The organism is Pleomorphochaeta sp. DL1XJH-081 (assembly GCF_049310885.1).
In the GTDB taxonomy this organism is placed as follows: domain Bacteria; phylum Spirochaetota; class Spirochaetia; order Sphaerochaetales; family Sphaerochaetaceae; genus CAYZJV01.
On sequence record NZ_JBMDYO010000002.1, the window covers coordinates 245,847 to 270,175 of the forward strand.

Genomic DNA, 24,329 nt, shown 5'->3' on the forward strand with positions numbered 1-24,329 from the left:
TTCACACCTTCTCAAATATCGTATCCGGCTTGTCCGGATTGAACGGCTCATTAGCCCACATGAAGGTCACCAAATCTCCCTCCCCCTCGTTGATGATGTTGTGGGTATACCCAGGGGGGATGTCCACAACCTCAAGCGTCTCCCCCGAGACATGGTAATCTATCACCTCAGTGGTCCCGATTTTCCTGAACTGGATCAGGCCCTTCCCGCTTACCACTAAGAATTTCTCGTTCTTGGTATGGTGCCAGTGGTTCCCCTTGGTGATGCCGGGTTTGGAGATGTTCACCGAGAACTGGCCACGCTCTACTGTTCTGATGATTTCGGTGAAAGAACCACGGTTGTCACTGTTCATCTTCAGTGGATAACTGAACCGGTCCTCCGGTAGGTAACTCAGGTAGGTGCTGTATAGCACCTTCTCGAAACTGGAAGACATGTTCGGCACTGAAAGATTGGTTCGGCTGTCCCTAAAACCCTCAAGGAGCTCCACAATCCTTCCCAGCTTCACGGTATGTACCGTGGGTACCTTGCAGAACCCATTTTCCTCCAGAACATCACCTTTCTCCAGTGCATTCATGAAACTGTCCAGCACATCATCGATGTAGACGAGGTTCATGACCACCCCAGGGTCATTGACCGTTATGGGCAAGTCCCTTGTGATGTTGTAACAGAAGGTGGCAACCGCACTGTTGTAGTTGGGCTTGCACCACTTGCCGAAGACGTTGGGAAGGCGGTAGACGTATACAGGAGCCCCTTTCTCATCTCCGTAGGAGAAGAGCAGGTCCTCCCCTGCTTTTTTGCTTTTCCCGTAGGGATTGTCCAAGGCTGCCTGAATGGAAGAGGTGATAAGAATGGGGCAAGAATTCTTATGTTTCTTCAAGAAGGCGAGCAGGGTACTGGTGAAACCGAAGTTGCCTTCCATGAACTCCTTCTCTTCCTTAGGCCGGTTCACGCCGGCAAGATGAAAGACAAACTCACAGTCCTTGGTGAAGGAGTCAAGAAGGCTCTCCTCTGTATCGATGTCAAAGAGGTACAACTCCTCATAGCCCTTGTTACGTAGTTCACAGACAAGGTTCTTCCCCACAAAGCCGTTTGCACCGGTTACCAGTATCTTCATGCTAGCGGTTCTCCCATGCTTGTAGCTCTTCCTGGATGTATTTCAGAGTGAGCAGTTTTTCCTTGATCTGGGGGACGGTCAGCAACTGGGTGTTGCTGGAGTTAAACTCCTTGAGGGTATTACATGCCTCTGTGCCATCAGAGAAGTACTTGTCATAGTTTAGGTCACGGTTGTCGGCAGGGACGCGGTAGAAGTTACCCAGGTCCATGGCATTTGCACACTCCTCATTGGTGAGCAGTGTCTCGTACATCTTTTCGCCATGCCTGATACCGATGGTCTTTATCTCATTTTCTGCATGGAAGAGCTCCTTCACTGCCTGGGCAAGGTCACCAATGGTACTTGCAGGTGCCTTCTGTACCAGGATGTCCCCGGTATGTGCATGTTCATAGGCATAGAGAACCAGATCGACTGCCTCTTCCAAGGTCATGATGAAGCGAGTCATAGACGGGTCAGTCACCGTCAGGGGCTTGCCTGCCTTGATCTGCTCAACAAAGAGAGGGACCACGGACCCTCTGGAGCAAAGCACATTCCCGTACCGTGTACCACAGATAAGAGTCCTGTCCTCGGAAACCGTCCTTGACTTGGCGACAAATACCTTCTCCATCATTGCCTTGCTGGTTCCCATGGCATTGATCGGATAGGCTGCCTTGTCGGTGGAGAGGCAGATGACTTTCTTCACCCCCGCATTGATGCAGGCGGTCAGGACATTATCTGTCCCAACCACATTGGTCTTCACTGCCTCCATAGGAAAAAACTCACAGGAGGGAACCTGTTTCAGTGCTGCTGCACTGAAGACAAAATCCACCCCGTTCAAGGCATCGCGGATGCTGCGGTAATCGCGCACATCACCGATGTAGTACTTGATCTTGTCGTTCTTGTAGAAGTGGCGCATGTCATCCTGTTTCTTCTCGTCGCGAGAGAATATCCGGATCTCTGCTATGTCAGTGTTAAGAAAGCGTTCCAACACGGCATTTCCGAAAGAGCCGGTACCGCCAGTGATTAGGATGGTTTTGTTAGTAAACATTTAATAACTCTTATATTTAAAATTGACTATCTTCAGAAAAGCTCAGTAATTTCTTTAAAATCTGAAAGATAGTTCCGATAATCGAAAATTGAATGATTTTCGATTCTTCGCTTATTGCTATATGCTCTCTCCAAAGCAAGAACTATCGAAGAGACAGAAATATCTTCAACAAGAATACAACCATTAAGTTTTGAGCAATAATCAGATATATCACTGGTTCTATTTGTAATTACAGGAGTTCCTGCACTAATACTTTCAACAAATTTTGTTGAAAACCCAGCTTGAGTCATTTTATTTTTATCACGAAAGAAACAACTATAATCTGATCCTTTTAGTTCTGTTATAACCTTTTCATGTGACAGACGCCCATAAAAGATAATATTACTAGGAATGCTATTCCTTGAACCAGAAAATTGCTCATGAAACTCATTTTCTGTAATACCAATAATCTTAAGCAATACAGGAACTTTTATTTGGGATACAGCATCAATTAAAAGATCTACTCGATCTTTTCTACCAGGTGAACCTGCATAGATAATTGTAAAATTTGAATTTTTAATAATTGCTTCTATGGCCCATTTGGGATCCTCAAGATCAACCAAAGGGGGAATATAGAAAGTAGGTACATGCTCATTATAATAATTTAAAAGATATGAACTGATTGCTACAACACCATCAACAGTTTTATTTACTAATCGCATTCTCAATTCGCTATCTACAAATTTTACAAGTCCTTGAATCCCAGTGATCTGATGAGAATACCATTCAGTACAATCAGAAATTACCTTTATTGAATTAGTCCTACAAAAAGGTATGATACGAATGATAGGTAAAGCTGGATAATTATAAAAAATCACAGCAGAAACTCTGTTAAAATATTTTAATATAAAAGTTTTAATTATCTTGATCTGTTTACTATATCTAACCCATTCTTTAATTTTCTTTGGATAGGGTCTATTATAGAAATCAAAACCTTGGTACTTTTGGGGGTTATTATGCACCTCATAATCAGGATAATCGATTTCATGGTTAATCCCAATAAACACTACTGAATATCCTAATTCCCTAAAAGCTTTTCCATTAGCTATTACTCTCTGAGCTGCTGCATTCTTATCTGGTAAATCAAACCCTCCAAAATATAAAATTATATCTTTCTTCATATAAATTTCCCATTATTCGGAAAAAATAATAACAAATTATTAATCCCAAATCTCACTAAGATACTTCTCAACAACAATGTCTCGATCAAACTCTCTTTCAACTTTCTCTCTTCCCGCAATACCCATCTGCTTCTTCTTTTCATAGGGTAAAGCAATGAATGATTCAACTTTGGCTATTAAATCCTTAGCATCCTTAATCTTTATGAGAAAGCCATTCTGCCCTTCCTCAACCACTTCCCTGCACCCACTTCTATCAGTTGTGATTATGGGCCTAGCACAAGCACTACTCTCTAAAAGTACATTGGAAAGTCCTTCAGGATAGTAGGAAGGATGAACAGTGCAATGTGTTATTCGTAGAATTTCCCTCACATCCTTCACCATACCATGGTATTGAATGATTCCCTCTTCTTGCATCTTATGGAGAATACCTTCATATGATTCTTCGCAGAAGCCACAGATATGGAAATGGGTATTAGGATACTTTGCTTTAATAACCTTTGCCATCTCAAGGTAGTGATCAATGCCCTTCTCTTTCATGATGCGAGAGATAAACACAAATTCAATTGTATCATCAGGAGGGTACTCCAAAGGTTGGAACTTAGTTAGATTCACTCCTGATCCAGGCAATAAACCATGTTTCCCCAATGCAATTCGTTTCTTTTCAAAGAAAGCTTGGTTTTCCTTATTCTGGAAAAAAACTTTCTGCGCATTCTTTAACGCATGCTTGTAAAGAAAGCTGGTAAAAGATTGAAGAAATCCCGCCTTCTCTACTGCAGTACCAAGCCCAGTAATATTGGCAATATAGGGAATCTTTTGCATTCTACAGGCAATCCCCCCATAGATGTTGGGTTTGATAGTGTAGGTTAATACGACGCTTGGAGAGTATTGCTTCAATATCTTTCTATAATGCAAAAGCAGTTTCAGATCTTGAAGGATACTTACACCATGTCTATCCATTGTTGTATGAATTGAAGTACAACCTAGTTCTTCCAATTCTCTGATCCTCTCCCCATATGGAGAAGAAATCAGCACCTCATGACCATCTTGTAGCAATCGCTCAACAAGCTCAAGACGAAAGTTATATATGACTACTTCATGATTGACTAAAAAGAGAACTCGTCGCTTCATGCATTAATCACTTTGGTTATTGAAGAATCAAAATCCACTAAACAATAGTCATTATTGAAGAATTCAGAAAGGCTCTTTTCATATATCAAGCTACCAAATAGCTTATTTATACTAGAAACAAAGAAAGAACCAAGGAAAACAAACAAATTCAACACCCTTGTAATCCATACCTTATGCCCAGCCTCTTCAGCTACCTGCCTCACTACCTCACACGTATCCACATACTCCCCATTCTGTGGCCAGAATACACCTTGCTCTTCATTGTCTATGACTAACCGGACAAATTCACAGAGGTTATCAATATAGAGCATACTTCTTTGGTTGTGATACGCAGGGAAGATTGGTGTTTTCTTTGCTAAGGCAATAAGCTTTGAAAAGTTTCCTTTGGAACCAGGACCATAAATCATAGGAGGACGGAGTATCACAACCTTGAAGTCTTGGTCTTCCAGCTTCTTTATTCCAATCTCTGCCTGAAGCTTACTGTTACCATAAAAACCGTTGGGCTTTGGTTCTGTCTCTCTGGTGATTACAACAGGTTTAAGAGACTTGCTCTCACCATAGACAATTATGCTACTCATAAAAATAAACTGTTTCACACCACACTGCTTAGCATGTTGGGCAGTTTCAATTGTTAAATCAGTATTCACCTTGTAGTACAAGGATTCCATATTCTTCTTGGCATTCACATGCGCAATACCAGCTACATGGAAGACTACATCATAACCAGAAAAGTCTTTCTCTCTCCAGGAGCCATCAATCATATCAAAAGTATCAACCTGATACTTATCTGGTTCCCGCATTAGCCAACGTTCCACATTGGTTCCTACGTAACTATTTGCGCCTGTAATCAGAATACGTTTCATACTACTACCAACTTATTCACTCCCCGTCCCCCCTTCTCTCACCCCGTCACTTTTGAGGACTGAGAAGATGGTAGCGAAGAAACAACGAATATCCATGCATGGGCCAATACGCTTGGCGTATTCACCATCGAGCTTTGCTTTTAGTCTAATGGGAAGCTCATCTCTTCCGTTTATCTGTGCCCAACCAGTAAGACCTACAGGAACATCGTTGGCCCCATATTTGTCTCGCTCGTCAATGAGATCATACTGATTCCACAGAGCTGGCCTGGGGCCAATGACAGACATCTGACCAACGAAAATGTTCCAGATCTGGGGAAGCTCATCCAAACTAGTCTTTCTGAGGAACTTACCTACTTTGGTAATATATTGCTCAGGGTTCTTGAGCTGATGAGTCGGGACATCATTAGGAGTATCAATACGCATGGTCCTGAACTTGAGAATATTGAAATGTGTCTTATGAATACCAACACGTTTCTGTTTGAACAAGACAGGACCTTTAGAATCAAGCTTAATGGCAATGATGAGAATCAGGAATATGGGAGAGAGGACAATTAAAGCCAATAGAGAACAGATGAAATCAACTACTCTCTTAATATGCAGATAGTTTTTCGATGGAGCAACCATCTTTTGAGTTGTTGATTCTTCAAGTTCCAAGGTTTCATTACCCATATAAAGTTACTATCATGTTGAAAACAGATAGGGCAGGAACTCAACACTCCCACCCTATGTTCATAAGTTTCCCACCACCAATTTCAGCTCTGCGCCAAAATTATGGTGTGGGCACCCTCTTCTTTGCCCTCTCCCATCCTGCTTCAACTCAACCAATCCAATATCCCAAAACCCCTCGATTCCTGCATATTTATGCAGCTTTCGAGCCCCCAGACCTTATTCCCGTATATCTATCACTCATCCTATTCTTCAAAACGACTAACGATAACGCCGAATATTGCCCAAACGTTCCAGTCTGCTTCCTCTTATATGTAGCTCTAACCCACTAGAAAAGAACATGGTTGAAAACGAAAGAAATATCCTCTTCTCATTCATACACCGCCACTTCCTTCGGACCCAGCACACTCACCATCCCCAACAAATTCACACTTCTCAAGCCAATAGCTTTCAATTCTCGTTCATCATCCTCTCGCCAGACAATAATGGGGGTAGAAATTTCATTCTTTATGTATTCAATCTTATCGCTCTGAATCTTTTGCTCTTCAATCTTTACTTTTTCATTCCTCAAGAATTCAATCTTAGATTCTTCAATCTCTGCACTTTCTTTGCTTCTACCCTGATGTTGATCGATTTCGTTTTTTCGACTTTCATTCTTTCGATCTTCAATCTTTGAAATTCCAGTCTTCCCATCACCATGCTGAACTTTTTCATCCTCAGCTTTAAACTCCCCACTCTCCCCCTTCACCCTTTCCATACTATGGCAGACAGTGACGGGGATATCGAAACTCTCTATATTCACAAGATCGGTAACCATGAGGGAGAAGTCGTCCTTTGGACCGTAGAACAGTATCTTGTCTGCTTGGTGTAAGCTTGCAAGGTTGTTGGTTACGGTGACAATGCGGTTTCTCATGTGGTCTATCTCACGATAAGTACGTACGATATAGGAGTAGGTACGATCGAGTTTGTCGGCTATGCCGGCAGGGGTGAGAAAGTATTTGACTGAATTGGGGGTAAGTTTCTCAACCTTCACGAAGCCTTTCTTGATGAGGGTCTTGAGCAAAAGGTTGATGGCGCCAAGGGACATGCCTACCTGTTCACTGAGTTCACGCTGTGTTGCATGGGCGTTGTGCTCAATGTAATTGAGGAGGGCTAGTTCTTTGGCATGGGTGTCTGTATACATGGTTTTGTGGTTAAAAGTGTTCAACAAATGAACAAAAGTGGTGGGCACCGGTATTCGAGCGGGCATTGCCACTCGATACTTTTGCTCACGTTATTGCTTGATTAGAACTTAGGTCTTGATACATGCGGCATTGCTAGCAATGCACAGCTTCGCCATTTCCACCATTTTCAGTGGTGGAGAGGTTGCCATACTCACTGGCTGCGCGATACACCGGAATGCCGGAACAAGCACGGTGTATTGTCCCCCTCGCATATTTGCAGTAATGCAAAAGAAACCATGTATCGGAGTAAAAGGTTACCAATAGTATTTCTATATCGGTTAGCTTTCACCCATTGAAGATTATAGTAGCAGATGGGAAGGGAGGACGCAACTAGGATTCGTATGGAGAGGCGCTTTTTTTGACAGTTTGGTAGTGAAGTGCACAAATACATACCTACTTTATAATTGAAGGCTCGTAAAGAGTGAAATATTCAATCATGTGGTAACGAGGTTATAAAATCTTATCCATCTAAAGCAGGGTAATTACCTATTTTCACCCACAACCTCCCCCACCCGATACCGGACTATCCTCCGAATAAGATCATAGGGGATAGGTTGATCAAGTGGAAACTGTATGGCACCCTTGGACCATTTGTAGGGACCAAGTTCAGAGACAAAAGCTTGGACTCCGCTGGGAGTAGGATAGAAACCGAGGTGTTTCTTCGCTAGAGCGAAGTGAACGAGGTTCTCCTTGTAGTAGAACGTGGGCATACCATAACTAATCTTTTCTGTAGCCATGGGTGCCTCTTCTCGTATGATGTTACGAATCTGAGTGAGGATCTGCCGGTACTCAGGATTGGATTGAGCTATGTATCCGTCTATAGTGGTGATGACTTTTGTTTTCTCTGTATTCATAGGAATAGTCTAATTACTGGTCATAGATTATGCAAGAAGAGCATCTAATTGTAGAGATCTATCGATAGCAATATCACTAAGGATGGAGCTAGGTACAAGCCCGGCATCTTTTTCGTTGACATTGGAGGCAGGCTCCCTTACTATGGGTAGCGTACCGTACGGTACACCTACACTATATATTGTGCATACAGGACAGGGAAGTTGGGTACGGATACCCACGCGGTCCCGCCGCTGTGAAGGTTAGGAGTCTGTCGCATCCACTGGAGTAATCTGGGAAGGAGACAATGCTCCGCTGAGCCTGAGCCAGAAGACCTCCCTGTATGGACACGCTGTCACGGAGTATGGCATTGGCGTGCAAAAATGGGCGAATTGCGTCCTTTTGTTCTCCTGTTGTTTCATTACATCCTCTGACAGCAGGAGGAACCCATGATTACTCGTGTCGTCAAACGAGATGGGCAGGTCGTCTTTTGCGATGGACAGAAGATAGCCCTTGCTGTGGAAAAGGCTGCCCGTGTAGCCGAAGAATCGATCGATAGCGAAAAGCTCACCCAAGAAGTACTGCAACAGCTGGAAAACGGATCGACCACCTCGGTCGATGTGGAGACGATCCAGGATGCGGTAGAAGAGCAGTTGATGCTCAGCGGTGCATCGGCTACCGCGAAAGCCTATATCCTTTATCGTGAGGAACGTCGGAAAGTCCGTGAGGGAAGAATCCTGATCGATGCCACTACCCGGTTGTTCAACGATTATCTGGATGACAAGGATTGGATGATCCAAGAGAACGCCAATACACGGAAATCGATCAATGGGATGAACAACTATATCCGTGAAGCTTTCACCCGTCGCTATTGGCTCAATGAGGTGTACCCCACCGAAATCCGTGAAGCCCACCAAAGTGGATCCCTTCATATCCACGATCTGGGTTTCTATGGTCCCTATTGTTGCGGGTGGGACCTGCAGCAACTGTTGACGATGGGATTCGGTGGTATCACCGGAAAAGTATCTTCCAGACCGGCAAAGCATTTGCGCTCCTTTTTGGGACAAATCGTCAATGCCACATTCACCACCCAAGGTGAAAGTGCCGGAGCGCAAGCTTGGTCCTCCATCGATACCTACTGCGCTCCCTTTATCCGTACTGATGGATTGGGTTTCACCGAAGTCAAACAAGCCTTGCAGGAATTCGTCTTCAACATGAACGTCCCTACTCGGGTCGGTTTCCAATGTCCGTTCAGCAATTTGACCATGGACCTTACCGTACCCTCCAGAATGCGGGACCAGGGTGTGATAATTGGCGGAGAGGTACAAGATTCCACCTATGGCGATTTCCAGAAGGAGATGGATCTGTTCAACCTGGCCTTCTGTGAAGTGATGATGGAGGGCGATGCAAGCGGCCGCGTATTTACCTTCCCTATTCCCACTATCAATGTGACCAAAGATTTCCCATGGGATGGGCCGGTTGCCGATGCTATCATGGAAATGACCTGCAAGTATGGTATTCCCTACTTCTCAAATTATGTGAGTAGCGACTTGTCACCAGAGGATGCACTTTCGATGTGCTGCCGTCTTCGTCTGGATACCACAGAACTACGTAAACGCGGTGGTGGCTTGTTCGGTTCCAATCCTCTGACGGGCTCCATTGGGGTGGTCACACTCAATCTTCCCCGGCTGGCTTATCTTTCTTATGATGAGAAGGACTTCCTTGGGAAATTGGAGATACTCTCCGATTTGGCTTTCCAAAGTCTTGAGTTGAAACGAAAGGTCGTCGAACGGGAAACCCAACGTGGCATGTATCCCTTCAGTGCAAGATGGTTATCATCAATCAAGGAGAAGGAGGGGGCGTACTGGGCAAACCATTTCAGCACTATCGGCCTAGTGGGAATGGAGGAGGCTTGTCTGAATCTTTTCGGCTCTTCTGGTAGTCTGGTGACCGAGAACGGCCAGCGCTTCGCATTACGTACCCTGGATCGATTACGTCAGTTGATCGAGGGATACCAACAGCGCAGTGGTAATTTCTACAATCTCGAAGCCACTCCTGCCGAAGGTACCAGTTATCGTCTTGCCCGAAGGGACAAGGAGGATTTCCCCGATATCATTACAGCTGGAACTGATGTCCCCTACTACACCAATTCCACCCAATTGCCCGTCGGTTTTACCGACGACCTCTTCGAGACATTGGACCTACAGGATGACCTGCAATGCCAATATACTGGAGGAACAGTGTTGCATCTCTACCTAGGAGAGCGCATTGAATCCACAGCAGTAGCAAAGCGTCTCTTGCAGCGGATCTTCTCCCGTTATCGTCTCCCCTATGTCTCTCTTACCCCCACCTTCTCGACCTGTGAGGACCATGGCTATCTTGTTGGCGAACAACATACCTGCCCTGTCTGTGGTAAACAAACCGAGGTCTGGACACGCGTGGTTGGGTATCTCCGTCCCGTGCGGGATTTCCACCAGGGTAAGCAGGAAGAATACAAGCAGCGGACCCTGTATCGCGTTCCCACTGAGGGAACCAAGGAGGTCGTGTGAAAATCGCAGGTGTATTGGGTTCTTCATTGATTGACTATCCGGGGCATATTGCGTGTGTGGTATTCCTGCAGGGCTGTAACTGGAATTGCACCTATTGTCATAATAAGGCGCTTATTCCCTTACAGGCGGCCGAAAATAGCGTTTCGTATCCTACTCAGGGGCTCGGTGAGCCCCTGTCCACTTCAGATTCCGATGGAGGAATGTTGCGATCGCGTGAGCGCAGCCACATCGATTTTCCTGAACAGCTTTATGCTTACCTGGAAACACGCAGGGGATTGCTCGATGGTGTGGTGGTTACCGGTGGTGAACCCACTATCCATGCCGGACTGCAGATATTGTTGGAGGAGATTCGCTCTATGGATTTTTCTGTCAAGCTCGATACCAATGGGAGCAATCCGAGGATGCTGACTCAATTGCTTGATGCAGGGTGTGTAGATTACGTCGCTATGGATATCAAGGCACCGTGGTATAAATATTCCGAGATTTGTGGTCCCCATGCCGATGCGGCACGCGTGAAAGAATCATTGGGGATACTCCAACATAGCGCGATTGCGTGGGAAGCCCGCACTACACTGTGTCCCGAGCTTGACGAGGATGATGTGGCTTGGTTGGAAGAACTCGGATATTTTCGTTAAGAGCGACCGAGAGAAAACAACAGAAGTATGAAGTATCGTTCCCCTAGGTAGAACATTGGAGCCAGGAGACGTCGTCCCAAGGCTACCCTGATGCGTATGGTATCTTACTTTTTCAAATAGTTGAGGATGTATCGATGGAAATCAGAATCGAAAGGAATCGAATCATTCTCAAGATTCGCTATGAGATTTTCCAGATGATTCCTATCGATGACAAATGGAATTTCTCCTTTTTGATAGGATCCTCCAACAAGATCCTTGAAAAGAACCTCATAACCATCATTCCATTCTTAGATATAGGGATATGGGATGCCTGAGAATTTCCCATCTAAGTATTGCTTGCGAAATCGAGTTACATTTCGAACCCCTTCAAAATCAGAGACCCGTACGAATCGGGTTCCAGACTTGGACGTTTTACTCACAATTCCGATTTCTGAGATTCTCATAAGCTCATGATCCATAACATCGGTATTGTGTGTGGTAAAGACCAATTGTGCGTTGGATTTATTATATCGTCTGTCCTTGAAAAGCCTTATAAGTTCTGCCAATAGAAGCGGATGTATCGAATTTTCCAGTTCATCGACAATGAGGATATGGCCATGGTCCAAGACTGCAAGGATTATTCCCAGAAGACATGCAATCTTCCGGGTTCCGGCAGATTCTTGTAGGAACTCCAATGGAATCTCGTCTCCCTGGTGATTTCGATGATATGACTTTATATCTGTTTCCACTACAAGATCTTTTTTTGGAAAAAAAACATACTCAAATTTTTCTTTGTCTATGGTATCGGGTAGCACATTCAATTCATTCCGCTGGTACTCCATTTTGGTTATATCGATATCCAATTTTCGTAAAATAGAGACGATACGATCAAAGGCACTCTGTAGTTGCTTTTTATCCTTGCCATTGGCCAAACGTGTCATGCAATAATCGAAAGGAAAATCATTTTTCTTATAAATCTCCAGATTTCGGGTAATGTATGTGAAAGCACTAGTGATGGTATCATTCAAATTTGCGTAGTTTTTCCCAATGACTGAGAGAAACGGGGTATTAAAATGTTTTTCCTTGTCCAAACATTCAACTTTAAAGATGGTCCTCAATTTATCTAGTGTGTAGACTTCTTTCGACGGCTTTGCATAATCCAAAAAGTTCTTTTCAATCGAAAAGACTAGATGTGTATCAACAATCAATTTCTCTTTGGTGATTTGTCTATCATCGTGTGATAAGAAATATTGGAAAGTAATACCTTTGTACCAGAAACCAAGTTCATAGCCCGATTCCTCACCAACGTCTTGAAGCTTGTTGGGATACGATAAACTCTCTTTGAAACGATTTCTCACAATCCTCTGCAATGTGTCGAAGGCTTTGATAATATTGGTTTTCCCAGAGGCATTCGGTCCGTACAAGGCTAGAGTAGGAACACCTCGTATCGAGTCAATTCCGATAAAAGGTAGTATTTCTCTCTCTTTATAACCATTTGGAGCTTTCTTTTCAGCAAACCGAAAGTTGACTTCCACATATTCAATCGAACGATAGTTTCTTACTTTATAATATAATAACATAACGAACTTCCTTTCTTCACTCTCATGGTTAGTATAATGTTCGTAAGTTCAGAAGTCAAGATAAACAACTTTTTTGTTTATTTATAGATTCGCTTATAGAAAACCATGCACTAGGCAAACAAATCTAGATAATGATAACTGGAGTATTGTGTATACAGTGATAAGAATGTTACTGATGAGCCAAATACCAGAATATCTTGGCTATCTACTGTTCTTTGAAAAACAGACTGCTAATTCGTAGCGCAAGCCAGATGATGGAGTAGGCAGGGATGAGAAAGGTGCCGACCTTGATGCTATGGAAACTGGTGTGGGTCATGAGGTTGTTACAGATTCGGACAAACGGTCTCATCTTTTTTGGCCTCTCCTCGTTGGCAGATATGGAAAGAACAACCATGAGTGGTGTTACGTTACAAAAGAGGAACCGGACGCTATATCAACCACTATGTTGCCTCAAGAATGCAGTTAGCGCCCGATTCCCAAATGACTGATTTTTTGTTTTTTTTCCTAAGCATCACCTCCTGATAGGGAAAAATACATCTTATCGATAGGAGCATCGTCACTGAGTGCAGTGAGGCTCAAAACCGGCTGGGGGTCTTCACTGTTGGCGGTGATACGAATAGTATAGGGACCGTAGTTCTGGAAGTCGATGGTGACTTCATTGTTTTCGAAAGTCACAGTTCCCTTGTCGATTTCATAATTCGTTGTATCATCGTCTATCAGAGCCCCCTGTAATGTCCCGTTGTTTGCTGTAAAATCTTCTATTCGGAAAGCATCGACTATCTTTTCACCCTCCCAGTTTCTGACCACATAATCATCTTCCTGGGCTACCCAGCCCAGGTCATTGCATAGCAGTGCCCGGTCGGTCGAAAGGTCTACGGTGGTGTTACCAGGATTGGAGTCGCAACCAGTGCATCCTATGAGTACGAGAACTGCTACAGCGAGCAGTGCTATTAGGGCATAATACTTCATGTATATGATTCTCCTTTATCTGTAGTATCGTGATGCCTGATCAGGACAGGTATAAGTGTGGAGGATGGAAAGTGTGCTGTCAAGATAAAATTTTATTTATTTTGTTTTACAGTATATAGTTATAAGAATTTTTCACTACACGTTTATGCCACTTGCGAGTCAGATTTTTGCATCTGCTACGAAGTGGGCTGCGTAAAAAGATAGCAGCGAACGAGTTGCTGTCGATTGCGTCCTGCAGTGTGAATGTTCTTGAGGTTGATCTGATTATACCATGGAAAATCAATACATTGTGGAAAAATTATAATATTTATGGCAAATTCTTGCTGCTATTTCAAGAATGCTGTATATTTACAGCCTTCTAGATCACAGTATATACGTGAACTTGGTCCAAATTTGCCACAGAAGTCTTAGATGTTGAACTCTAATAATGTGGTGTGCTTGTAGGTCTCACCAGGGTGCAAGAGACAGTTGGGAAAGTCCTTGTGGTTCATAGCGTTGGGGAAGTGTTGTGTCTCCAGACAAAAACCGGTGTATTGGGTATAGGGATGCCCGTCTCGAGATGTATCGCTTCCATCAAGGAAGTTTCCGCTATAGAACTGTACCCCCTCCATGGTGGTACTGACCTTCATGGTCCTTCCCGATTTCGGTTCCTTCACATAGGCACAGCTCTTGAGATGATCGCCTTTTGTGGTGAGCACCATACAGTGATCGTACCCTCCGGCCTTTTCGATATCTTTGCCAATCGTCTTTCCTGAAGTGAAATCGAAGGGAGTACCCTCAACCGATTTGACCTCCCCGGTTGGGATAAGCTGGTCATCCACAGGAAGGTATTTGTCGCAGTAGAGTTTCAACTCGTGGTTGAGGACGTCGCTTCCATCGCCAGCAAGGTTGAAGTAGGCATGGTTGGTAAGGTTCACCGGTGTGGTCCGATCGCAAATGGCAGCATAGGTCATTTCGAGCTTACCTTCGGGATAGAGGATATAATCGACATGGACCTTCAGCGTTCCGGGGAAGCCCATCTCACCATCTTCACTCACATACGACATGTGCAGGGCGGGAGCGCCGTCGACTTCACTGGTGAGGACATCCCAGATCTTGGTATTGAGTCCCTCCGGTCCACCATGGAGGGAATTAATCCCATGGTCATTGCAGGGGACCTGGTAATTACGGCCATCGATGGTGAACTTGCCACCTTTGATACGGTTTGCGAAGCGGCCGATGAGGGCTCCGAAGTAGGTGGTGCATTTCTCATATTCAGAAAGGCTTTTATAGCCCAATACGATATCGGCCTTACGTCCATGGGCATCAGGCACGATGAGGTTGAGGATGGTCCCTCCGTAGGTAGAGACGGTCATGCTGTAATCACCAGCGGTCAACGTGTATGCCATTACCGGTTCACCAAAAGCGGTGGTTTTGCCGAATTCTCTCTTCTCTATCATGGAGTGCCTCCTCATCACCTGCTATTCTACGACGAGTTGGCGAGTATTGGCAAGGAGGAGAGCAACAAGCTTCGTAGTATATAACTTTCTTGACAATCTAGAGCACATGGCTATCGATCTCGGCCAATTCGGCATCGGTGAATGCCAGATTATCCAATGCTTTCACATTCTCCCGAATCTGCTCAGAAGAACTTGCTCCAATAAGGACAGAGGTAACCTCTTTTCTCCTCAACACCCAAGCCAATGCCATCTGCGCTAGGCTCTGCCCACGTCTCTTCGCTATCTCATTGAGTTTGGAAATCCGCTCCAAGTTCTCCTTGGACAGCATATTCTTCTTCAGTGAACTGTTCTTGGTTACCCGGCTTCCCTCGGGAATTCCCCCAAGGTATTTGTCCGAGAGCAACCCCTGTGCCAATGGAGAGAAGCAGATGGTACCGATTCCCAGTTCCTCCACGGTATCCAACAATGATTCTTCCACCCAGCGGTTGAACATGGAGTACTTTGGCTGATGGATCAAGACCGGCACATTGCGTGATGTCAAGATTTCGTATGCTTCCCGGGTTTTCTCCGCCGAGTAGGAAGATATTCCGACATAGAGAGCTTTTCCCTGCTTATAGGCGCTTTCCAGGGCTCCCATCGTCTCTTCCAAGGGCGTATCGGGGTCGAATCGGTGGGAGTAGAAGATATCGACATAATCAAGTCCCATCCTCTTCAGGCTTTGGTCCAGACTCGCCAACAGGTATTTCCGGCTACCAAAATCACCATAGGGACCCGGCCACATATCATAACCCGCTTTTGTCGAGATAATCATCTCATCACGGTATGCACTCAGATCCTGATGCAGGATCTTTCCGAAATTGCTTTCAGCCGATCCTGGGGGTGGTCCATAGTTGTTCGCTAGGTCGAAGTGCGTGATTCCCAGATCGAATGCGGTGTGGATCATCTCTCGGGAATTCGCGACCGAAGTGATGTCACCAAAATTGTGCCATAATCCGAGCGAGACCGCAGGTAGTTTGAGTCCACTCTTTCCGCAGTAATTATACTGCATGGTTTCGTAACGTCCTTCATTTGCCTTGTACATAAAAACCTCCGAAATTATTCCACTCGTGCCATCTGTAAGAATTCATTGTTTTCCTCAAACCAAACGTACTTCCATTGCCTATCACTATGATTGTTAGAATGCAAACATCACCTTTACGGCATCTGAATTACCTGATAAGAGCAAATCAAACCCTTCTTGACAACTTTTGCTATCAAGAACGTGGGTGATGATCTTTCTGTATAATGGTTCCTTGGCTGCAAGTAGGGCTGCAATCTCAAAGTCCTTTTTTCTATAGACTCTGACAAACTGGATAGATACTTCTTTGAACATGCCTTTAATCAAAGGCATACTCGCAGGATATTTATATGCTGCAATAATTACGATTTTCCCCTTCACTTTCACGGTATCCAATAAGAGTCCAGCTACCGCTTGTACTCCAGCACAGTCAAAAACCCAATCAAAGCCAGTTCCGTAAGTAATTTTTGAAACTCTATCAAAAAAATGCGTATCCGTAGGGTCCAATACATTAAATCCAAGATTTTTTGCCAATTCTGCTCTAAGTGGATTGGTCTCTACCATGGTTACAGAGGATGCCCCGAATTGTCTGAGAGTCAATGCTGTAACCAATCCTATCGTTCCACACCCGAATACAACGGCATTGTCACCTGAGGTGAAGTTGGATTCACGAAGCGCATGCACTGCCACAGCTATTGGTTCAACCAAGGCTCCCAATTCATTCGATACACCATCTCCCAACCGCACCAAAGTTTCTATAGGGACTTGAATATATTCAGCCATAGCTCCATCACAATCTATACCCAACAGACCAAGAGTACTACATACATGACTGTTACCAGTTAGACACGCTTCACATTTTCCACAGGACAGAAGTGGGTATGAAGTAACTCTGCTTCCTTTCGGTATTTGCGAAGTATCCTGTTCCAATACTCCAGAAAATTCATGTCCCATAACTAGGGGAGCCTTTGCTCGAGGATGAGTACCCGCATATATATTCAAATCAGTACCACAAATTCCAACATGGGATACTTTCACTAAAGCCCAACCTTTCTTTGGTCTTGGTAGTTCAATCTCTTCGAGTGAGATTTGATCTTTACCTTTATATACTATTGCTTTCATCATCATTTTCCTTGTGCGATAGCCACATCATTTATGGGATATCGTACCGGTAATCCTTGTACGTACCGTAATGCTTCTTCAGCACATTTTTGTTTCAACTCTTTTGCGGATTCTTCCGAATACCAAGCCATATGTGGAGTTACGATAATGTCTTCACAAGCTAAAATCGGATCACCCGCTATCAGCGGTTCAGACTCCACGACATCCAAAGCAGCTCCAGCCAAATGATGGGATCGGATAGCTTCAAGCAGTGCTTTCTCATCTACAATCCCACCACGCGATACATTGATGAGATACGCACCCTTTTTCATTTTTCCAATTGTTGATTCATTTAACAAATTATTGCTCAATTCGTTTAAAGAGCAGTGTACAGAAACGATGTCAGATTTTTCTAATACTTCTTCCAAAGAAACATAACCGATATCATCAGGAAACTGATTTGACTCAACTTCATATCTGGGATCGTAACCGATCACAGTGTAACCAAGGGCTTTTACACGCTTTGCAAAAGCTGATCCAATTCTTCCTACGCCGATTATCCCCACAGTTCTATAACTACCACGATGAATTGGAATAGTTTGTTTATAATCCCATACACCCTTCCGAGTTTGGGCTACTATTTTATCTACCTTTCTAACTAACGCTAACATCAGCGCTAGAGCATGATCAGCAACTTCATTTACACCATAATCAGGAATGTTACAAACTTGCACTCCATATCTTGTAGCATCCTCAATATTGATGTTGTCATATCCCACACCATAGCGGACCACACATTTTAGTGAAGGAATACTTTCAAATATTTTTTTATCCATCAGAACATATTGGTTCAACAAGGCATCAACACCTTGACACTGTGCAATAACCTCTTCTTGCGATTTGCAATGAAGCCATCGATATTCTACACCAGCACTTTCAAAGACAGCTTTCTCCTGATCAATATTGGAATGATCACAATCACAAATATAAATTTTTTTCATCAAACACCCACTTCAAATAATTTATCTTAGATTATGAAGTCCAGATACATCCCAATCTCTTAGAAATTTCGGTAGCTGCATGGACAACAGCAGAAGCTACTTTTTCTTCATCGACTTCATCAAAATACTCCAAAGCCCAACTCACACTAATCGCAGCAATGACTTCCTTTCGATAGTCCCTGACTGGGGCAGCAATACAGCGAAACCCTAATTGGTCTTCTTCATTATCATATGTCCACCCACGTTTGCGACTTTCTTCCAACTCTTTTAACAAGAATTTTCGATCTGTAATCGTATTGTGTGTTCGTCTCGTCAATTCATGCTCTAAAATAAATTTCTCTAAGGAATCCTTCTCCCATCTTAATAATAAAGATTTACCCAGTCCTGTAGAAAAAAGTGATCTACGTTGTCCTATGTAAGAATAACTTCTTAATGTATCACTTGTATCGACTCTATCCGTATAACATACGTGATCTTCAATATTAATTGCCATGAATGATACAAAACCGACACGTTTGGTCAATTCGACTAAAATTGGATGTGCTTCTGTTTTCAGTTCAAGTCTATTGAGGAATAAAGCAGAGATTTCAATAAATTTCAGACCTATCTTATAGATTCCACTATCTCTTTTTTCAACGTATCCACGCTCAACCAAATTACTTAATAATCTAAATACCGTACTTATTGGTAAATCAACTTTTTGAGCAATAGCAGTTAAAGCTAAGCCATTTGGTTCAAAAGATAACAATTCGATAAGATCAAAGGTCCTGTCGATAGACTGAACTTTCATAAGACTTCCTTTTAATAAGTGTACCGTATTTTGGCATAATGGCTTCCAATCGACAACACCTTGCGGTATTGCCGATTGAACTTACCAAAATCATTAAAAGATTCCAATTATTTTGGGTCGTCTTCAGAAAATCCAGGAGCTAGAACATAAAGACCTGCACCTTCACGTCTTCCAGGCATCACAAAAGACTTATAGGTAACCTGTTCTTGTTGCCTGAATTTTTCGAGTAAGTCCTCACTGAAAGTTATTCCAAATCCTGGCGAATCTCCACAGATTAACCAACCATCCTCAATCTTATTATCGACTGTGTAGCCCCAATCTTCCCAAGCATTTACAACCTCTATCATCATGTGGTTAGGAAGAGCTGCAGCAAAATGTCCCATAAAATTACCTGGTGTATTCATGACACATACTGGCAATTCATATGCATATGCCAATTCTGCAACATGGAGCGCTCCTGTTATTCCAGTAGTGTAATTACCGATCTCAACTATATCCATGGAGTTCGCTTCAAAATGTGGAACAAATTCAGTGACATATTTCAAGTTCTCTCCACTTGCAACCGCAGCGGTTATGCTATCAGAAACTTTTTTGAGCCCTTGAACATTCCATCTTCCAGCAGGTTCTTCTGCCCAGGCTAAGTCAAACTCTTGTTCAATCTCCCGAATACGTCTGATCGCCTCTTTAGGCGCCCAGTATTCATTGGAATCTATAGCTACCTGTCCCTTACGACCATTAACAGACAATGCATCCTGAACAATACGAAGGCGAGCCATATCAAATTCTTGGTCCAAGCCGATTTTCACTTTTCCCATAGTTATTCCAAGCTTGGCCATTTCGTCGTAGAAGGCTTTCAACTCTTTGCTCGATAGTGAAGATCCGATTTCACTAGCATAAGCCTTTACCTTTGGACTAGATGCTCCCAAAGTTCGATACAAAGGTTCATCATTTGCTTTTGCTTTCAAATCCCATAAAGCAAGATCAAGTCCTGCAATTGCCTCACTGGCTATTCCTCTACATCCACTTTTAAAAACATAATCAACCAAGGTCTTATATAAACCCTTTACTCCTCGTGGATCTTTTCCTATCAACAAGGGAGCAAGATTATGAACCATTTGTTCTGCTGCTGGCAAAGTTATTGAAGTTCCTTGTAGTCCTTCATCTGTAGTGATTAATATTGCTAAAGATGCCCAAGAACTTTGACCATACGGAAAATTTGCGTCTGCAAGTGGCCGGGCACTTTCATAACGATGAACCTGTGTTTGAACTCGAGTGATTTTCATGTGATACTCCTTTTATATTTTCCCATCTATAGGGAATTTGACTCTACATATTTTGCTGCAAGTTTTGCAGCTCCTTTCATCGAAGACTGTTCTGTAAAACAATAGTCAGCTGTTCTATACCATCTGCGCTTCGCTTCGATGATTGCTTCATTAACAGCCCCTCCAGTGATAAATATTTTATTGGAAAGCGATATCTTCTGATCCAATTCGTCCAAATGGTTACGCTGGTATGAACAAAGAGAACGAACCATAGCAACCAACATCTCTTCTCTCGTGGTATCCTGAGTCAAATTTGTAAATCCTGCTTTTAATGCTTCAAGGGAATAACGGGACCCCATGAGGAATGGAATATATTCTACATCAGATTGTTTGTTGGCATATGATGTCAAAGCTGAAGGTACGAAATTATCGAAGAAAGCCCGGTAATCCATTTCACTACAAAAAACATCTCGAAACCATTCATAGGCTTTTCCTCCAGCGTTCATCACATAGAGAGTTAACCATTGACCAGGAATGATTTGGGATCTGATATTGTAATTTTTCGAGGGTATGAACTTATCAAGGAGAACAGAAGATATTTCACAAGTACCATTAATATTGATAACGTCTCCCACCTGTAGCTCATCAAGGGAAAACATCGCTACGGCGGCATCATTCCCCCCGATTACCACGGCTGGTGGCTCATGAAATCCCAGTTGTTCTGCCAACTCTTGTTTCACGGTACCTATCGAGTCGAAAGATCGAATTATCTTGGGAAGTTTACTCCTGTCTATAGCGAACATCTCGAGAAGTTCTGCATCCCATTCCATGTTCCCAGCATTGGCATTATTCAGACCAAAAAGTGAAACTGAAGAAGGATCAATACCAAATTCGCCAGTTAACCAAGCTCCGAGTACCGTATTGGAATGACCGTAACATACAGTATTTTCATCAATCTCAGGATACATCTCTCTAATCCATAATAGACTAGCCAAGGAACACCCACCTGCAACAGGCAGATTACCTGTGCGTTGTAAAATTGCATCTTCTCCAACTGTATCAATTATTTGTTGAGCTTGTTTTCTCGATCTTTGGTCAAACATCAAGATCGAAGGAAAGAGAGCTTCACCTTGAGAGTCCATGGGGGTGAATCCTGGAGTGCTACCTGATAATCCAATTGCTTTGACGAGGGCTAAATCATCCTTCATTGCTTCACATCCATGCACGAAGGCTTGTTTCCAATGCTCTGAATTAATATCAGAGAAGCTAGCATCTTTTTGTGGATTGAGAGGATAGGTTTCAGAATAGGTTTGGATCAATGAGAGAGAGAAATCTTCCTTGACCTCATAAATACCCATCTTCAAAGAGGTAGTTCCAATATCAACTCCCAATATCCTCATAGTATTTCTCAAATCATTCTTTCCTTTTCCAGAATCTGCCGTATTTTTGCTCTTTGATTCTCATCCAATTTTCTATAGGGAGATCTTGGGTTCAGCCCGTTATAACCACAGATATCCATGGCTGCTTTGACTCCCGCAACACCGTAGATGCCTGAAACTTCCTGATTAATCCGTTGAAGGCGATTGTGCAGCTCTCTTGCTTGTGAATATTCTTCCTTCAAAAAGAGATCATACAATTCCACACATGTATCAGGTATCGCATTTGCCAAGGAAACAACGCCTCCTGTCGCACCGCAGTGCAGTGCAGGATAAAGGAAGTTTGCCGTTCCTGACAAAATTGAAAAATCAGGATTATCCAAATTTGCCCTGCTGAGGAATGCAAATGGTCCCGATGACCCAGAATCCTTAATTCCGATAATATTTGGGTTTCCGAAGAACCGGTGGAGCAATTTGGGACTGATTGCAACATTATTAAGAAAGCCGGGACAGTTATATAGGATGATTTTAATAGATGAGCTAGCGGCGAGTTGTAGATAAAAATCAACAATAACCTCCCCATCAGCCATTTTCGAAAAATATGATGGAGGGGACACTAGACATGTATTGAATCCTAGATCTGTTACCTGATGTATAGCATATTTTGCCTGTTTCATTGATTCAACAGATATTCCCACCATAACATTTTTCTCAATCGGTTGGGACGCATAAAATTCCAAAAGCTTTCTACGTTCCGATTCGAGCATACTACGAGGCTCACCATTACTTCCGAGCAATAGATATCCTTCCAGCCGAGATTTCTCATAGCGAAGAATATTATGAACCAAGGCATCAAAGTCTATCTCATCTTGATCATTGAATGGGGTTGTCAATGGCGCCCAAATTCCTTTCAGCATACGTTCCTCCATCCTTAAGATTTTTTTGTAATCACTTCTTCAATATCAGAGAAGTGAATCATTGGACCTAAATGAAAATCGCTAGGGATTTTTGTACAATTTGCGGGAGTATATTCATCCCCTAGACTATCAACAATTATCGTTGCGGATGAAAGATCTTCAGATTCCGTGTATGCATTGGTTGTCGCCAAAACTTTGATTCCAGCTGCAGCTGCAGCCTGAACTCCATTCTGGGAATCTTCCACGACCAATACTGATTGGGGAGATATCTTTAAGATTTCTAGTGCCATATTGTATATTTCTGGATCTGGTTTTTTCTTTTTCACGATATCTCCCGCCAAAACCAAATCGAAAGAAAATTCAGGCAAGAGAAACTTAAGTACACTATCGGCAAAATTCCTATTTGAGGTGGTACAAAGTGCGATTTTCTTATTCGTTCCTACTATTTCCCCAATAAATCGACGAACACCAGGTCTTAAGGGCAACTCCCCAGTACCTATCATCTCGATCAGAATCTCCGTCTTCCTTTTATGTAATGTTTTTACAAAATCCTCAAATTTATCTGATTCTACCGGCAAACGGCCAACAATATTTCTAAAATAGTATGCTATCCTCTCTTTTCCCCCAGCGACTGAAAGTAATTCATGGTATAGATTTTCATCCCATTGAACAGCTATTTCGGACTCTTTGAAAGCTTTATTGAAAGCTACTCGATGACCTTGCCTCTCTGTATCGACCAAAACTCCGTCCAGATCAAAAAAAACTGCCTCTATCATGTAATTCAACTCCTTACGCTTTTTCGCCAGAACCTAAAATCCCAATCCATTCGGAGATTTTTTCAACATGAGCATTGAAGACCTCTTTGTCTAACTTCCCAGGATTATATTCCGAAGGATGTCCTGTTAGATAATTGAAGGTTGTGTCGATCAGTACATGTTTCAATTCGGTAGATACATTAAATTTGGCTCCACCATTGACAATCAATTGTTTCACCATCGATTGCTGTAACCCAGTTCCTCCATGTATAACCAAAGGAACAATCGAATCACGTTTATGCAATAGAGTAAAAATCTCTTTCAATCGTTTCAAATCAATAAAAGGATTGGCGGTCTTATATACACCATGTGCTGTGCCTATTGCCGGCGCGAACAAATCGACTTGGGATCTTTCAACGTACTCCAAAACTTTATCGACTGGGCATAGAGCAGCATCATCTTCATTGACTACAATCTGATCCTCTACGCCCATAACAGTACCCAACTCACCCTCGACACTGATATTTCCAATAGAATGGCAATACTCGGTTACTCTTTTTGTATTTTCGATGTTCTTGTCGAAATCCAGACTCGAACCATCGTACATAATATTCGTGTAACCGGCATCAGCACATTCAAGACAGAAGTCGACATCGGTACAATGATCCAGATGAAGACATATTGGAATAGTACTATTATTAGCCAGACTCTTGATTGCTCCAACAATCATATGTGGCGAATAGAATTTTGCAGGACTGACCGATGTTTGTAGTATTACTGGAGCATTCATTTCTTCAGCAGCTTTGATAATGGCTTTTGCTTGCACAAAACTTGTAAAATTAAAAGCTCCTACACAATAGTTCTCTATTGTTGCTTTTTGAAGCATCTCTTTTGCACTTGTTAATGGCAT

At 43.0% G+C, this 24,329-nt stretch carries 24 protein-coding genes and 1 riboswitch; of the genes, 3 read left to right on the forward strand and 21 right to left on the reverse strand.

Annotated elements, in window-relative coordinates; genetic code table 11:
• Position 1: 1 nt before the first annotated feature.
• From ACODJP_RS05450 to ACODJP_RS05485, 8 genes are all read right to left on the reverse strand, one after another.
• Positions 2 to 1,114 (reverse strand): capsular polysaccharide biosynthesis protein CapF, encoded by a 1,113-nt coding sequence (locus tag ACODJP_RS05450; protein ID WP_422479301.1) that lies wholly within the window; start codon positions 1,112 to 1,114, stop codon positions 2 to 4.
• Between the two features lies 1 nt (position 1,115).
• Positions 1,116 to 2,138: a polysaccharide biosynthesis protein gene (locus ACODJP_RS05455; protein WP_422479303.1), complete on the reverse strand. Its 1,023-nt coding sequence runs from the start codon at positions 2,136 to 2,138 to the stop codon at positions 1,116 to 1,118.
• Positions 2,139 to 2,170: 32 nt separating this feature from the next.
• Complete coding sequence (locus ACODJP_RS05460; protein ID WP_422479305.1) at positions 2,171 to 3,298, reverse strand: glycosyltransferase; 1,128 nt, start codon at positions 3,296 to 3,298, stop codon at positions 2,171 to 2,173.
• A gap of 39 nt (positions 3,299 to 3,337) precedes the next feature.
• Positions 3,338 to 4,426 carry a glycosyltransferase family 4 protein gene (locus ACODJP_RS05465; protein ID WP_422479307.1) on the reverse strand — a complete coding sequence of 363 codons (1,089 nt, stop codon included), beginning with the start codon at positions 4,424 to 4,426 and terminating at the stop codon, positions 3,338 to 3,340.
• Positions 4,423 to 5,289: an NAD-dependent epimerase/dehydratase family protein gene (locus ACODJP_RS05470; RefSeq protein ID WP_422479309.1), complete on the reverse strand. Its 867-nt coding sequence runs from the start codon at positions 5,287 to 5,289 to the stop codon at positions 4,423 to 4,425. The genes ACODJP_RS05465 and ACODJP_RS05470 overlap by 4 nt, the downstream gene beginning before the upstream one ends.
• Positions 5,290 to 5,301: 12 nt before the next feature.
• Positions 5,302 to 5,958 carry a sugar transferase gene (locus ACODJP_RS05475; protein WP_422479311.1) on the reverse strand — a complete coding sequence of 219 codons (657 nt, stop codon included), beginning with the start codon at positions 5,956 to 5,958 and terminating at the stop codon, positions 5,302 to 5,304.
• Positions 5,959 to 6,325: 367 nt separating this feature from the next.
• Positions 6,326 to 7,138, reverse strand: a complete 813-nt coding sequence (locus ACODJP_RS05480) for a winged helix-turn-helix transcriptional regulator (protein WP_422479314.1) — start codon at positions 7,136 to 7,138, stop codon at positions 6,326 to 6,328.
• A 522-nt stretch (positions 7,139 to 7,660) separates the two neighbouring features.
• The gene (locus ACODJP_RS05485) at positions 7,661 to 8,032 is read right to left on the reverse strand and encodes an iron chaperone (RefSeq protein ID WP_422479316.1); all 372 of its coding nucleotides are present in this window, start codon (positions 8,030 to 8,032) and stop codon (positions 7,661 to 7,663) included.
• A gap of 172 nt (positions 8,033 to 8,204) precedes the next feature.
• A riboswitch (cobalamin riboswitch) is annotated at positions 8,205 to 8,366 on the forward strand.
• Positions 8,367 to 8,458: 92 nt separating this feature from the next.
• Between ACODJP_RS05485 and ACODJP_RS05490 the strand changes: the two genes are divergently transcribed.
• From ACODJP_RS05490 to ACODJP_RS05500, 3 genes are all read left to right on the forward strand, one after another.
• A complete protein-coding gene (locus tag ACODJP_RS05490; protein WP_422479318.1) occupies positions 8,459 to 10,558 on the forward strand; it encodes a ribonucleoside triphosphate reductase in 2,100 nt (699 codons plus the stop codon).
• On the forward strand, positions 10,555 to 11,193 hold the full coding sequence (locus ACODJP_RS05495; RefSeq protein ID WP_422479320.1) for an anaerobic ribonucleoside-triphosphate reductase activating protein: 639 nt from the start codon (positions 10,555 to 10,557) through the stop codon (positions 11,191 to 11,193). Before ACODJP_RS05490 ends, ACODJP_RS05495 begins: the two co-directional genes overlap by 4 nt.
• A gap of 134 nt (positions 11,194 to 11,327) precedes the next feature.
• Positions 11,328 to 11,507, forward strand: coding sequence for a hypothetical protein (locus ACODJP_RS05500; protein ID WP_422479322.1), 180 nt, complete (start codon positions 11,328 to 11,330; stop codon positions 11,505 to 11,507).
• Here the strand turns inward: ACODJP_RS05500 and ACODJP_RS05505 are convergent.
• From ACODJP_RS05505 to ACODJP_RS05565, 13 genes are all read right to left on the reverse strand, one after another.
• Positions 11,481 to 12,752, reverse strand: a complete 1,272-nt coding sequence (locus ACODJP_RS05505; protein WP_422479324.1) for an AAA family ATPase — start codon at positions 12,750 to 12,752, stop codon at positions 11,481 to 11,483. The genes ACODJP_RS05500 and ACODJP_RS05505 overlap by 27 nt on opposite strands.
• Before the next feature lie 205 nt (positions 12,753 to 12,957).
• Positions 12,958 to 13,101: a hypothetical protein gene (locus ACODJP_RS05510; RefSeq protein ID WP_422479326.1), complete on the reverse strand. Its 144-nt coding sequence runs from the start codon at positions 13,099 to 13,101 to the stop codon at positions 12,958 to 12,960.
• Between the two features lie 155 nt (positions 13,102 to 13,256).
• Positions 13,257 to 13,721, reverse strand: coding sequence for a hypothetical protein (locus ACODJP_RS05515; protein WP_422479328.1), 465 nt, complete (start codon positions 13,719 to 13,721; stop codon positions 13,257 to 13,259).
• Between the two features lie 407 nt (positions 13,722 to 14,128).
• A complete protein-coding gene (locus ACODJP_RS05520; protein WP_422479330.1) occupies positions 14,129 to 15,160 on the reverse strand; it encodes an aldose epimerase family protein in 1,032 nt (343 codons plus the stop codon).
• Positions 15,161 to 15,257: 97 nt separating this feature from the next.
• Positions 15,258 to 16,241 carry an L-glyceraldehyde 3-phosphate reductase gene (mgrA, locus tag ACODJP_RS05525; protein ID WP_422479332.1) on the reverse strand — a complete coding sequence of 328 codons (984 nt, stop codon included), beginning with the start codon at positions 16,239 to 16,241 and terminating at the stop codon, positions 15,258 to 15,260.
• A 93-nt stretch (positions 16,242 to 16,334) separates the two neighbouring features.
• Positions 16,335 to 17,339, reverse strand: coding sequence for a zinc-dependent alcohol dehydrogenase (locus ACODJP_RS05530; RefSeq protein WP_422479334.1), 1,005 nt, complete (start codon positions 17,337 to 17,339; stop codon positions 16,335 to 16,337).
• Positions 17,340 to 17,341: 2 nt separating this feature from the next.
• Positions 17,342 to 18,319, reverse strand: coding sequence for a C-terminal binding protein (locus ACODJP_RS05535; protein WP_422479336.1), 978 nt, complete (start codon positions 18,317 to 18,319; stop codon positions 17,342 to 17,344).
• A 31-nt stretch (positions 18,320 to 18,350) separates the two neighbouring features.
• Positions 18,351 to 19,109 carry an IclR family transcriptional regulator gene (locus ACODJP_RS05540; RefSeq protein WP_422479338.1) on the reverse strand — a complete coding sequence of 253 codons (759 nt, stop codon included), beginning with the start codon at positions 19,107 to 19,109 and terminating at the stop codon, positions 18,351 to 18,353.
• A 107-nt stretch (positions 19,110 to 19,216) separates the two neighbouring features.
• Complete coding sequence (locus ACODJP_RS05545; protein ID WP_422479340.1) at positions 19,217 to 20,392, reverse strand: mandelate racemase/muconate lactonizing enzyme family protein; 1,176 nt, start codon at positions 20,390 to 20,392, stop codon at positions 19,217 to 19,219.
• A 26-nt stretch (positions 20,393 to 20,418) separates the two neighbouring features.
• Positions 20,419 to 21,783 carry an FGGY-family carbohydrate kinase gene (locus ACODJP_RS05550; protein WP_422479342.1) on the reverse strand — a complete coding sequence of 455 codons (1,365 nt, stop codon included), beginning with the start codon at positions 21,781 to 21,783 and terminating at the stop codon, positions 20,419 to 20,421.
• Complete coding sequence (locus tag ACODJP_RS05555; protein WP_422479344.1) at positions 21,780 to 22,676, reverse strand: dihydrodipicolinate synthase family protein; 897 nt, start codon at positions 22,674 to 22,676, stop codon at positions 21,780 to 21,782. The genes ACODJP_RS05550 and ACODJP_RS05555 overlap by 4 nt, the downstream gene beginning before the upstream one ends.
• Positions 22,677 to 22,678: 2 nt before the next feature.
• Positions 22,679 to 23,440 (reverse strand): HAD-IA family hydrolase, encoded by a 762-nt coding sequence (locus ACODJP_RS05560; protein ID WP_422479346.1) that lies wholly within the window; start codon positions 23,438 to 23,440, stop codon positions 22,679 to 22,681.
• A gap of 13 nt (positions 23,441 to 23,453) precedes the next feature.
• On the reverse strand, positions 23,454 to 24,329 hold the full coding sequence (locus ACODJP_RS05565) for a class II fructose-bisphosphate aldolase (RefSeq protein WP_422479348.1): 876 nt from the start codon (positions 24,327 to 24,329) through the stop codon (positions 23,454 to 23,456).